General features: G+C 61.5%; 10 protein-coding genes. 4 read left to right on the top strand and 6 right to left on the bottom strand.

All coding sequences use genetic code 11. The annotated features are described in order from the left end of the window. Positions 1-4 precede the first annotated feature (4 nt). Positions 5-976, top strand: coding sequence for a CobW family GTP-binding protein (locus ACOYXI_RS19155; RefSeq protein ID WP_461675167.1), 972 nt, complete (start codon positions 5-7; stop codon positions 974-976). Position 977: 1 nt separating this feature from the next. Here ACOYXI_RS19155 and ACOYXI_RS19150 read toward each other — a convergent pair whose 3' ends face one another. Next, on the bottom strand, positions 978-1,391 hold the full coding sequence (locus tag ACOYXI_RS19150) for a DUF3301 domain-containing protein (protein WP_282412320.1): 414 nt from the start codon (positions 1,389-1,391) through the stop codon (positions 978-980). A 117-nt stretch (positions 1,392-1,508) separates the two neighbouring features. Between ACOYXI_RS19150 and pdxY the strand changes: the two genes are divergently transcribed. Further along, positions 1,509-2,381, top strand: coding sequence for a pyridoxal kinase PdxY (gene pdxY, locus ACOYXI_RS19145; protein ID WP_027610337.1), 873 nt, complete (start codon positions 1,509-1,511; stop codon positions 2,379-2,381). 135 nt (positions 2,382-2,516) lie between these two features. Here pdxY and ACOYXI_RS19140 read toward each other — a convergent pair whose 3' ends face one another. Then, positions 2,517-2,999, bottom strand: coding sequence for an acyl-CoA thioesterase (locus ACOYXI_RS19140; RefSeq protein ID WP_041073853.1), 483 nt, complete (start codon positions 2,997-2,999; stop codon positions 2,517-2,519). A 282-nt stretch (positions 3,000-3,281) separates the two neighbouring features. Between ACOYXI_RS19140 and ACOYXI_RS19135 the strand changes: the two genes are divergently transcribed. Next, positions 3,282-5,045, top strand: coding sequence for a cation:proton antiporter (locus ACOYXI_RS19135; protein WP_097089419.1), 1,764 nt, complete (start codon positions 3,282-3,284; stop codon positions 5,043-5,045). Positions 5,046-5,066: 21 nt separating this feature from the next. Here ACOYXI_RS19135 and ACOYXI_RS19130 read toward each other — a convergent pair whose 3' ends face one another. From ACOYXI_RS19130 to uvrD, 4 genes are all read right to left on the bottom strand, one after another. Continuing rightward, a complete protein-coding gene (locus tag ACOYXI_RS19130) occupies positions 5,067-5,474 on the bottom strand; it encodes an SMI1/KNR4 family protein (protein WP_024164487.1) in 408 nt (135 codons plus the stop codon). A gap of 137 nt (positions 5,475-5,611) precedes the next feature. Next, positions 5,612-6,487, bottom strand: coding sequence for a Tim44 domain-containing protein (locus ACOYXI_RS19125; protein WP_007962237.1), 876 nt, complete (start codon positions 6,485-6,487; stop codon positions 5,612-5,614). A 176-nt stretch (positions 6,488-6,663) separates the two neighbouring features. Further along, positions 6,664-7,104 (bottom strand): EamA family transporter, encoded by a 441-nt coding sequence (locus ACOYXI_RS19120; RefSeq protein WP_027610340.1) that lies wholly within the window; start codon positions 7,102-7,104, stop codon positions 6,664-6,666. Between the two features lie 144 nt (positions 7,105-7,248). After that, entirely contained in the window at positions 7,249-9,432 is a 2,184-nt protein-coding gene (uvrD, locus tag ACOYXI_RS19115; protein WP_461675166.1) for a DNA helicase II, read from the bottom strand. Between the two features lie 201 nt (positions 9,433-9,633). On the opposite strand from uvrD, the gene ACOYXI_RS19110 reads away from it, so the two are divergent. Continuing rightward, positions 9,634-12,564, top strand: a complete 2,931-nt coding sequence (locus ACOYXI_RS19110) for an EAL domain-containing protein (RefSeq protein WP_336839561.1) — start codon at positions 9,634-9,636, stop codon at positions 12,562-12,564. Positions 12,565-12,583: the final 19 nt, after the last annotated feature.

Genomic DNA, 12,583 nt, shown 5'->3' with positions numbered 1-12,583 from the left:
AGTCATGTTGCAGAACATTCCTACCCATGTCATCGCCGGCCCTTTGGGCGCTGGCAAGACCAGCCTGATTCGCCAACTCATGGCCCAACGGCCGGACGGCGAGCGCTGGGCGGTGCTGATCAACGAGTTCGGTCAGATCGGCCTCGATGCTGCGTTGCTGACCCGCGACGCCGATGGTATCGCACTGGGCGAAGTCGCCGGAGGGTGTCTGTGTTGCGTGAATGGAGCGCCGTTTCAGATCGGCCTCGGCCGTTTGCTGCGCAAGGCCAGGCCGGATCGACTGTTCATCGAGCCATCCGGACTGGGCCATCCGGCGCAATTGTTCAAGCAGTTAGGCGAGGCGCCGTGGTTGGGTGTGCTGGCGCTGCAGCCCTGCGTGTTAGTGCTGGATGCCCAGGCGCTGGCCGCCGGGAAAGCCTTGCCGACCGCTCAGCATGACGCTTTGGGTAGCGCCGGTCTGCTGTTGCTGAACAAGGCAGAAAGCCTGGATGAGGCTGCACGGCAGACCATCGTCGAGCGTTTGCCGGCAGTCAAACTGGTCTGGACGCAGCAGGCGCAACTGCCTTTACGCGAGTTGCCGGGTGTCACGGCGCAAGCAATGGCAGGTGCGGATAACCTCTTCGTGCCGCAGGGAGCGGGACCGATTCCGGCGCTCTGGAGCGACCCGGCATCGCCGATCTGCCTGAGTCAGGCACAGGAGGGCGGTTGGAGCATCGGCTGGCGTTGGCACCCTGGACAGACGTTCGATACGCAACGTCTGAGCCAATGGCTGCAGAGCCTGGACTGGCGGCGGGCCAAACTGGTTATCCACAGCGCCGAGGGCTGGGTGTCGGCCAATGCGGTGGATAACGCCGAACTGGATTGGCAACCGAGTGAGTGGCGACGGGATTCACGTATAGAGCTGATCTTTGCCGATGCACAACGTATCGATGCTTTGCAGTCAGGCCTGACGCAATGCCGGGTGCAGGCGGGTTAGCTCAAGGCTTCCACTTGTTGTGTTCCTGCCGCCACTGGCTCAGTTCGATCACTTCGGCCCGTGGGCGGGTAACTTCGACCACCGGCGGCGTATCGTCGAACGGCGCCGGGTAGGGCGCCAGTTCGATTTGCGCACTGTGCGCGCCGAACTGGGTGATGGTGCCGTTGTGCCGGGATTCACCGGTCACGGTGAACTCGAAGTTATAGACCCGGGCCAGGCGCCGCCGCCCGCTGGCGTCCTTGATCAGACCGATTTTTTTCAACGCGACGTTACCGTCCAGCAGTTCGACGCCGACGTTGATGCAATGCTGCTTGACCCGCTCCAGCGCCCGCTCGCGCAAGCCGTGGTTGTGCCATAGCCATGCACCGGCAGCGGCGAACAGCATCAGCACGAAGATGTTTTCGAGGGTCAGCATCAACAGGAAACTCCAAAAGATAAGCTCAGCTTAACTGCGTCGCCGGTCTGTCGTACAGGCTGTGTTTCGTCGCATACTGCGCGGCTTGAATTTCAATCGTTTTACGGAATAACCCGAATGAAACGTACGCCTCATCTGCTCGCCATTCAGTCCCATGTGGTCTTCGGCCACGCCGGCAACAGCGCCGCCGTGTTTCCGATGCAGCGGGTCGGGGTGAATGTCTGGCCGCTCAACACCGTGCAGTTTTCCAATCACACCCAGTACGGGCAGTGGGCCGGTGAAGTGCTGGCGCCGCACCAGATCCCCGAACTGGTCGAAGGCATTGCCGCCATTGGCGAGCTGGGCAACTGCGACGCCGTGCTTTCCGGTTATCTGGGCAGCGCGGCGCAGGGCCGGGCGATTCTCAGTGGCGTCGAGCGCATCAAGTCGGTCAATCCGAAGGCGTTGTACCTGTGCGACCCGGTGATGGGTCATCCGGAGAAGGGCTGCAGTGTGCCGGCCGAAGTCAGCGATTTCCTGCTGGAGGAAGCCGCTGCGGTGGCGGACATCATGTGCCCGAACCAACTGGAGCTGGACAGCTTCTCCGGGCGCAAGCCGCAGTCGCTGTTCGATTGCCTGGCGATGGCTCGGGCGTTGCTGGCGCGTGGGCCGAAAGCGGTGTTGGTCAAGCATCTGGATTATCCGGGCAAGCCGGCGGACGGTTTCGAGATGTTGTTAGTGACCGCAGATGAAAGCTGGCACCTGCGCCGTCCGTTGCTGGCGTTTCCGCGTCAGCCGGTGGGGGTGGGCGATCTGACGTCCGGGCTGTTCCTCGCGCGGGTACTGCTCGGCGACAGTCTGGTGGCGGCGTTTGAGTTCACCGCAGCGGCGGTGCATGAGGTGCTGCTGGAAACCCAGGCGTGTGCCAGTTACGAGCTGCAACTGGTGCGAGCGCAGGACCGGATTGCGCATCCGCGGGTGAAGTTCGAGGCGACGGCGATCAGTCTGTAAGACCGCGTTACACCCATTCGCGAGCAAGCCCGCTCCCACCTTCGACCGCGTTCTCATGGGAGGACTGCGATTCAATGTGGGAGCGGGCTTGCTCGCGAAGGCTATCTGTAAAGCGACATCATGCCAAAGGGCTGATCAGGCGTCGCCCTTGATCTCCTGATAACGCTTTTCCAGCTCCTGACGAATCTGCCGACGCTGCTGCGCCTGCATGTAGCGGCGCTTGTCTTCGCTGTTCTGCGGTTGCAGCGGCGGCACGGGGGCCGGTTTACGCTGGTCATCCACCGCAACCATGGTGAAGAAGCAGCTGTTGGTGTGGCGTACCGAGCGCTCGCGGATGTTTTCGGTCACCACTTTGATGCCGACTTCCATCGAGGTGTTGCCGGTGTAGTTGACCGACGCGAGGAAGGTCACCAGTTCGCCGACATGGATCGGCTCGCGGAAAATCACCTGATCCACCGACAGCGTTACCACGTAGCGGCCGGCATAGCGGCTCGCGCAGGCGTAGGCCACTTCGTCGAGGTATTTGAGCAGGGTACCGCCGTGGACATTGCCAGAGAAGTTGGCCATGTCGGGGGTCATCAATACCGTCATCGACAGTTGGGCGTTTCCGGGTTCCATAACGTTCTCACGGATCAAGGCTGGATGGCTGGACGCACCTCTGCGGGTGCCTGGTGGTTTTTTCAAAAGCACCGTTATCGGGACGCCAGACGACTGACTGCCGTCACGCCGCGACCGATCTGTTTCCTTATATTGCACCGCCTTCCAGCCGGAAGTCGCGGTGTTAACCTGCAAAAGGCCCTGCCCAAGGGCAATTCCTACACGAAAAGCGGATTTTTACCCAGCTCGCTCAGACCTTTCTGATGTCTGACGGCGGGTCACGTCATACAAGGAGCCCACACCATGCATGCCATCAGCTTTATTCAGGACCTGGCAGTGATCATGTTGGTCGCAGGTGTGGTCACCGTGCTGTTTCACCGCTTCAAGCAGCCGGTGGTGCTCGGCTACATCGTCGCCGGTTTCATCATCGGCCCGCACACACCGCCGTTCGGCCTGATCCACGACGAAGAAACCATCAAGACCCTCGCCGAGCTGGGGGTGATTTTCCTGATGTTCTGCCTCGGGCTGGAATTCAGCCTGCGCAAGTTGTTCAAGGTTGGCGCCACGGCGTTTATCGCGGCATTCCTCGAAATCGTCCTGATGATCTGGATCGGCTACGAGATCGGTCGCTGGTTCGACTGGAACACCATGGACTCGCTGTTCCTCGGCGCAATCCTCGCCATCTCCTCAACCACCATCATCGTCAAGGCGCTCAACGACCTGAAGATGAAGAACGAGCGCTTTGCGCAACTGATCTTCGGCGTACTGATCGTCGAGGACATCCTCGGCATTGGCATCATCGCCTTACTGTCGAGTATCGCCGTCAGCGGCACGGTCAGCTCCGGCGAAGTGTTCTCCACGGTCGGCAAACTGTCGTTGTTCATGATCGTCGCGCTGGTGGTCGGCATTTTGCTGGTGCCGCGTCTGCTGGCTTATGTCGCCAAATTCGAAAGCAACGAGATGCTGCTGATCACCGTGCTGGGCTTGTGTTTCGGCTTCTGCCTATTGGTGGTCAAGCTCGAATACAGCATGGTGCTCGGTGCCTTCCTGATCGGCGCGATCATGGCCGAGTCGCGGCAGTTGCTGAAGATCGAGCGACTGATCGAACCGGTTCGCGACCTGTTCAGTGCAATCTTCTTCGTCGCCATCGGCCTGATGCTCGATCCGATGATCCTGCTGCAATACGCCTGGCCGATCGCGGTAATCACCGTGGCGGTGGTGCTCGGCAAGATGTTGTCCTGCGGCCTCGGGGCGTTTATCGCCGGCAATGACGGACGCACCTCACTGCGGGTCGGGATGGGGCTGTCACAGATTGGCGAATTTTCCTTCATCATCGCCGCGCTCGGGATGACGCTGCAGGTCACCAGCAACTTCCTTTATCCCGTTGCGGTGGCGGTGTCGGTGATCACCACGCTGCTGACGCCGTATCTGATCCGTGCGGCCGATCCGCTGTCGATCAAGCTCTCGGCGGCGGTGCCCAAGCGTCTGGGCCGGGTGTTCGGCATGTATGGCGAATGGCTGCGCAGCATTCAACCGCAAGGCGAGGGCGCGATGCTGGCGGCGATGATCCGGCGGATCCTGTTGCAGGTCGGGGTCAATCTGGCGCTGGTGATCGCGATCTTCTTCAGCGGCGCGTTCTTCGCCGGACGGTTGTCGGTGTGGATGCAGGACTGGATCACTGATCCGAGCTGGCAGAAGGCGTTGATCTGGGGCGGGGCGCTGCTGCTGTCGCTGCCGTTCCTGATTGCGGCGTATCGCAAGCTCAAGGCGCTGTCGATGCTGCTGGCGGAGATGGGCGTGAAGCCGGAGATGGCCGGGCGGCACACGCAGCGAGTGCGTCGGGTGATCTCCGAAGTGATCCCGATCCTCTCGCTGCTGGTGATCTTCCTGCTGTTGGCAGCCTTGTCGGCCAGTATCCTGCCGACCAACAAGTTGCTGGTGCTGGTCGCCGTGGTCGCGGCCGCCGTGGCGGCGCTGCTCTGGCGCTGGTTCATCCGCGTGCACACGCGGATGCAGGTGGCCCTGCTGGAAACCCTCGACAACCACAAGGAGTCGTCGGGGCACTGACCGACCCGGGCGTCTGGCGAATCAGCTCTCCAGCCAGACATCCCGCGCCCAATGCCACACCGATTCCCAGGACTCTTCGGTGATCAGCTCTTCTTCGCCGGACCACAGCACCACGGTGCCGTCTTCTTCGACGCAGTAGTAGTTGTCGCCGTCCTGGCAGATCGGGATCAGGTCGCGCGGTACGCCAGCGTCCCAGGCGTTGGCCGCGACATCCGGCAGGTAGGTGTGTGATTGCGGGTCGGTGACGGTCACCGGCTCGAGGCTGCCGTACACCACGTCGCTGACGGTCAGCAGAAACTCTTTGAAGACGAACGGGATGTTGATGAAGAGTTCTTCTTCGATCTCCACCAATTGGTCTTCGTCGGGCAACTCCAGGGGAACCGGTACGGGTTCGTTGGCTTCGCGCAGTTGTTCGATGATTTCTTCCACGTCCGGGATCCTCTTGCTTGAATGGCGCGGTTTATATGGGCCGGTTTATACAGTAGCTCGCTATAGATGCAACCGTGAAATAGAAAACCCCGGCCGAGGCCGGGGTTTTTATTACCACATGCGTAACGCGATGGGGATCAGCCGTTCTGGCGGATACCGGCCACCAGCCAAGGCTGGTTTTCGCCCTGCGGACGTTCCATGTTCCAGCTTTCGCTGAACACTTCGCCCTGGTCGAAACGCGAGGTCTTCGACACACCGCTGAAGGTCAGGGTGGCGATGGTCTTGTCGGCACGATCATCCACGCCGTCCAGCTGTACCTGCAGGTTGTCGATGTAGGTCGACTGGAAGCCGTCGCCCAGGTCCGCACGCTCACGCTTGAGGAAGTCGAGCATTTGCGGGGTCACGAACTCGGCGATCTTGTCCATTTCGTTGGCGTCCCAGTGCTGCTGCAGCGACTGGAAGTGGCTGCGCGCGGCGGCAAGGAAGTTCTGCTCGTTGAACCAGGCCGGTGCGTTGATCACCGGACGAGCGGCAACCGGCGCGGCCGAACCACCGAAGATCGAACCCATGGCGGCAGGCTTCTGCTCGAACACTTCACGCTGCATCGGCGCGCCGGCCGGAGCCAGGTGCTCCTGCTGCTTGCGTCGACGCGCAGCGATGAAGCGGAAGATCACGAACGCGATCACGGCCATGATCAGGATGTCGAAGATCTGCATGCCCTGGAAGCCGCCGCCCATGAACATGGACGCGAGCAGGCCACCGGCGGCGATACCGGCCAGAGGGCCGAGCCATTTAGAAGCGCCGCCAGCCTTGGCCGCGGCACCGGCAGCGCCGGCTGCACCAGCGGTCGCTGCTGCGCCGCCCATGCCTGGGGAAGAAGGAGCCATCTGGCTGGTCTGGTGCGTCGGCGCAGCGCCGGCGCTTTTGCCACCACCAAAGCGCTTGGCGTTGGCGTCGAGGCTCATCGTCAGGCCGATGCACAACGCCATGGCGATGCTAAGAAAACGTTTCATAAAGGGAATTCCCGTTTGTGGAGACACGCGCGCCATGTTGCACAGCTGAAGTGTTACTGGCTAGCGAGAGAGTGTTTCGGGCTTTTGCCTGACAGCTTAGGTTCAGCTCCATCGAAGCAATAAGGCCATGTACTTTTGTCTGTAGGAAAATGGGATAGGTTCAGCGGGAAACCTGCTTATCGACGCAACGCCAGCATTACCACACCGGCGGTGATCAGGCCGATGCCGCCCCATTGGCGCAGGTCGAGTTTCTCGCCCAGCAGGATCACGCCGAGCACCGCCACCAGTACCACGCTGAGCTTGTCCACTGGCGCGACCAGCGAAGCCGGGCCGACTTTCAGCGCGCGGAAGTAACACAGCCACGATGCGCCGGTACCCAGGCCAGATAACAGCAGGAACAAGTAGCTCTTGGCGGAAATTGATCCCAATGACTGATATTGGCCCGTCGCGTACAAAATCAAGGCCAGGCTGACCAGGACCACGATGGTGCGCAGCAGGGTAGCGAAGTCGGAATTGACGTTTTCGATGCCGATCTTGGCGAAGATCGCCGTCAGCGCGGCGAAAGTCGCCGAGAGCAGGGCCCAGAATGTCCAGGAAGAAAAGAAGCCTGAGCCCATGGAAATATCCTTAAAGATGAGCCGACACAAAGCCTTGTAGGAGTGAGCCTGCTCGCGATGAGGGCGTGTCAGACAATAAATATATTGAATGATAAATCGCTATCGCGAGCAGGCTCACTCCTATAGAAGCAATCGAGCAAGGCGTTAAATGGCTTCCAGCTTCGCGTACCCCAGCATCAGCCACTTGCTGCCTTCGCTGAAGTTCACCTGCACCCGCGCCTGCGCGCCGGAACCTTCGAAGTTGAGGATCACGCCGTCGCCGAAGATCGAATGGCGCACGGCCTGACCGAGGCTGAAGCCGGTTTCCGGGATCTCGCTACCGCTGAACAGGTTGCTGCCGCTCATCGACTGGTTGCCGCCGAATGGTCGGCTGACACTGTTCGACAGGCGCACTTCCTGAATCAGCCCCTTCGGCACTTCACGGACGAAACGCGAGACCTTGTTGTAGGTTTCGCTGCCGTACAGGCGCCGGGTTTCAGCATAGGTCATCACCAGATTCTGCATGGCCCGGGTGATGCCCACATAGGCCAGGCGGCGCTCCTCTTCCAGACGACCCGGTTCCTCCAGGCTCATCTTGTGCGGGAACAGACCTTCTTCCATGCCCACCAGGAACACGTAAGGGAATTCCAGGCCCTTGGCGCTGTGCAGGGTCATCAGCTGAATGCTGTCTTCGTGCTCGTCGGCTTGAGTGTCGCCGGCTTCCAGCGACGCGTGGCCGAGGAATGCCGCCAGTGGCGTCAGCTCTTCGTCATCTTCGGTGTTTTCGAAGTTGCGCGCGGCGCTGACCAGTTCCTCAAGGTTTTCCACCCGGGCCTGGCCTTTCTCGCCTTTTTCCGCTTCGTGATAGCCGATCAGCCCCGATTGCTCAATGACGGTCTGGGTCATCAGATGCAGCGGCATCTCCATGCACTTGGCGGCAAGGTTCTCGATCAGCTCGATAAACGCACCCAAGGCGCCGGCAGCGCGACCGGTCAGGCCTTTATTGGCGACCAGTTGGCGCATCGCTTCCCACATTGATACATCGCTGTGGCGAGCATGGTCGCGGATCGCCTCGACGGTTTTCTCGCCAATACCACGGGCCGGGACGTTGATCACCCGCTCCAGTGCGGCGTCGTTGCCACGGCCTTCGAGCAGGCGCAGGTAGGCCATGGCGTTCTTGATTTCCGCGCGCTCGAAGAAGCGCTGGCCGCCATAGATGCGGTACGGAATGCGCTCGCGCAGCAAGGCTTCTTCCAAAACGCGCGATTGGGCGTTTGAGCGGTAGAGAATCGCGATGTCGCTGCGGGCCAGGCCGGTTTTCAGCGCGCTTTCGATGGTTTCGACAACGTAGCGCGCTTCGTCGTGTTCGTTGAACGCGGCGTACAGGTTGATCGCTTCGCCGTCGCCGCCGTCGGTCCACAGCTCTTTGCCGAGACGCCCGGTGTTATTGGCGATCAAGGCGTTGGCGGCCTTGAGGATGCCGGCAGTGGAGCGATAGTTCTGCTCCAGACGAATGGTCACCGAATCCGGGAAGTCTGAGGAGTACTGATGGATGTTCTCGATTTTCGCCCCACGCCAGCCGTAGATCGACTGGTCGTCGTCGCCGACCACCATCAGGCTGTCGCCGCCCTTGCCCAGTAGGCGCAACCAGGCGTACTGCACGGCGTTGGTGTCCTGGAACTCGTCGACGAGGATATGACGGAAGCGCTTCTGATAGTGCGCCAGCAGGCCCGGGTGATCGCGCCACAGGTCGAGGGCGCGCAGCAGCAGTTCGGAGAAGTCGATGACGCCGGCGCGCTGGCAGGCCGCCTCGTAAGCTTCGTAAATGCCGCGCATGGTCGCCAGGTACAAGTCGCCGCTAGCCTGAATGTGTTGCGGACGCAGACCTTCGTCTTTCTGCCCGTTGATGAACCACTGGGCCTGACGGGCCGGCCAGCGTTGTTCGTCCAGCCCCAGCTCGCGGATCACCCGCTTGACCAGCCGCTGCTGGTCGTCGCTGTCGAGAATCTGGAACGTCTGGCTCAACCCGGCTTCCTGCCAGTGCGCCCGCAGCAAGCGGTGCGCCAGGCCGTGGAAGGTGCCGACCCACATCCCGGCCGGGTTGATACCCAGCAACTGCTCGATGCGATGACGCATCTCGGCAGCGGCCTTGTTGGTGAAGGTCACCGACAGAATGGAGTGGGGCGAGGCGTTTTCGACCTGGATCAACCAGGCGATACGGTGCACCAGCACTCGGGTTTTACCGGAACCGGCACCGGCCAGGACCAACTGACGGCCAACGGGGGCTGCTACGGCCTGGCGTTGGGCATCGTTGAGGGAGTTCAGCAGAAGGGAGAGATCATCGCGCATCGGGGCATTCTAGGGTGCGCCGCAGGCCCGGGCAAACCGAGCTTTGCATTAGCCGATGAAAGTGCCGCCGATGACGACCGGTCGGTCACTGGCTACAGGCTTCGGCCCGCCTCACTCTGCGGGTTTTGCCGGTGATCGGACGGCGGAAAGTTTCCGGCAAATTATGATCTGGAGCAGTTTGGCAACGGGGTTGGCTTGTGTATGCTCCGTCCACGTTTCGGGCCCATGCTCACTCTTATAAGAACAACAACATTGCACAAGACCCTCAGCTCAGACCTGTCGGGCCCCTCTGTGGAACCCCGGGTCATCCGCAAGCATTACGCCGTCGAAATGGCGGTCGAACGCACGCGCCTGCTGTATCAGGGCTCGCTGCTGCCGACGATGTTCATGTTACTCAATGGTCTGGTCTGCGCCGCTTTGCTCTGGAGCCCGCAGCGCTATTTCGTGGTCAGCATCTGGCTGGTCTGGTTGTTGTCGCTGGTGGCGCTGCGGGTGATTCAGGTCGCGGCGTTCGATTCGGCGATCCCGGATCGCCAGGCCCAGCCGATCTGGTTTCGCATGTTCCTGCTCGGCTCGACCATGACCGGTCTGACCCTGGCCGGCGCCGGCATCGCCCTGGTGCCTGCCGACAACTTCATGCAGCAAGCCTGGGTGTTCGGCCTGATCGGTGCCGCGACGTTATCGGCCAGCGTTGCCTACGCCGTCAGTCTGCCGGCGTTTCTGTCCTTTACCTTGCCGTGCCTGCTGCCGGCGATCGGCTACCTGTTCTGGGGCGGTGATGAGCAGGCGCGCGGTTGGGGCTGGCTCGGGCTGATTCTGCTCGGTTCGCTGAGCGTGGTCGCCTGGCAGGTCAATCGGCTGATTGATCGTGGCTTGCTGCGACGGTTTCAGAATCAGCACCTGATCGAACACCTGCAGCAAGCGCAGAATCGCAGCGAGCAGCTCAATCAGGCGCTGGCCAAGGAGATCGAACAGCGGCGCTGTGCCGAGGGCCAATTGCGTGAGGCGCAGATTGAGCTGGAAGATCGCGTGGCCCAGCGCAGCCGCGAACTGGACGTGGCCAATCAGGCGCTGAGCAAAAGCGAAGCCCGGCTGGCCCTGGCGTTGAAGGCCAGTGAGCTGGGGCTGTGGGACTGGAACCTGCAGACCGACGAAGTCCATCACACGCAGATTCAGGAGTTGTTCGGCCTCGCGCCGGAGTACGTCACGGCGATCCTGCGCGACCTCAAGCCACGCCTGCACCCGGAGGATGTGCCAGGGCTCAAGCAGGCGCTGATCGAACACCTGAAAGGGCGCACCGAGGACTATCAGATCGAATACCGCGTACGTCACGGCGACGGTCATTGGGTGTGGATCGAGGATCGCGGCCGCGCCGTGGAACGCAGCGACGCTGGCCGGGTGATCCGCATGGTCGGCACCCGGCGCGACATCAGCGCGAGCAAAAGCCTTGAAGAACAGCAGCGACTGGCGGCCACGGTGTTCGAAGCGGCCAGCGAAGGCATCGTCATTCTCGACCCGAACTACGCGCTGATCGCGATCAATCAGGCGTTCAGCCGCGTCACCGGTTATGACATCGAAGACATGCTCGGGCGCAACGTCGTCGAACTGCCATGCAGTCGTGATGCGCGGCGGCACTACGTCTCGATCCGCCACGCGCTGGAGCAGCACGGCAGTTGGCAGGGCGAACTGGTGGAAACCCGCAAGAACGGCGAGCTGTATCCGCAGTGGCTGCAGCTCAACGCGGTGCGCGACAGTCGAGGAAATGTCAGCCATATCGTCGGCTTCTTCGCCGATCTATCGGCGCGGCGCGAATCCGAGGAGCGCATGCGCTTCTTGACGCATTACGATGAGCTGACCGGGCTGGCCAATCGCTCGCTGTTCCGCGAACGCCTGCACGAAGCCCATCAGCGCGTGCGTCAGGGCGGGCGCCGCAGTCTGGCGCTGCTGCACATCAATCTCGATCGCTTCAAGTTGCTCAACGACAGCCTCGGCCACGAGGTGGCGGATCAGCTGTTGCAAAAAATGGCCCGACGTCTGGTCAACGCCTTGCCGGAGGCCGACACCATCGCCCGACTGTCCGGTGATGAATTTGCCGTGTTGTTCGATGCCTACGGCAACCTGTCGAGCCTGGCGCGGGTCGCCACGCGGCTGTCGAGCAAGCTGCGCCTGCCGTTGACGGTCGAAGGGCATGAACTGGTGGTCAGCGCCTCGATGGGCATCAGCATGCTGCCGGACAACGCCCGGGAAATCTCTGCGCTGGTCAGTCAATCGAACATGGCCATGCAACACGCCAAGCATCTGGGCGGCAACAATTTCCAGTTCTACACCGACAGCCTGCAGGCCAGTACCCTTGAGCGCCTGCAACTGGAAAACCAGCTGCGCAAAGCCATCGAAGACAAGCAGCTCAAGGTGTTCTACCAGCCGAAGCTGTGCCTGCAAACCGGGCGCCTGAATGCGGCGGAAGCGCTGGTGCGCTGGGATCATCCGAGCATGGGCCGGGTGCCGCCGGGGGACTTCATTGGTTTGGCCGAGGAAACCGGACTGATCGGCCCGATCGGCGAATTCGTGCTGCGCCAGGCCTGCTGGCAGGCGTGCGAGTGGCAGCGTCAGGGGCTGGAGCCGATTCGGGTATCGGTGAACCTGTCGGTGCATCAACTGCGTCAGGGCAAACTGGTCAGCCTAGTGCGCCAGGTGCTGGAAGAAACCGGGCTGGCGCCGCACTACCTCGAACTGGAACTCACCGAGAGCCAGTTGCTCGACAGCGTCGAACACATCATCGCGACCTTCCAGCAGTTGCGCGATCTGGGGGTGAAGCTGGCAATCGATGACTTCGGCACCGGCTATTCGTCGCTGAGTTACTTGAAACGAATTCCGGTGGATTACGTGAAGATCGATCAGGCGTTCATTCGCGGACTGGGGCAGGGCAGCGAGGATGCCGCAATCACCCGGGCGATCATTGCCATGGCGCACGGGCTGTCGTTGAAAGTGGTGGCTGAAGGCGTCGAGCGGCAAGAACAGCTGGAATTTTTACGTGCTGAACGCTGCGACGAAGTTCAGGGGTATCTGATCAGTCGCCCGGTGGAGGCTGAGCGTCTGGCTGGGCTTTTACGCGAACAGGGAAATCCGCTTTAAGGGCTACATGCACTCCATC

The organism is Pseudomonas sp. G3-19 (genome assembly GCF_054855875.1).
Note: the sequence above shows the minus strand (reverse complement) of the source record. Positions and strands in the feature narration are given on the sequence as shown.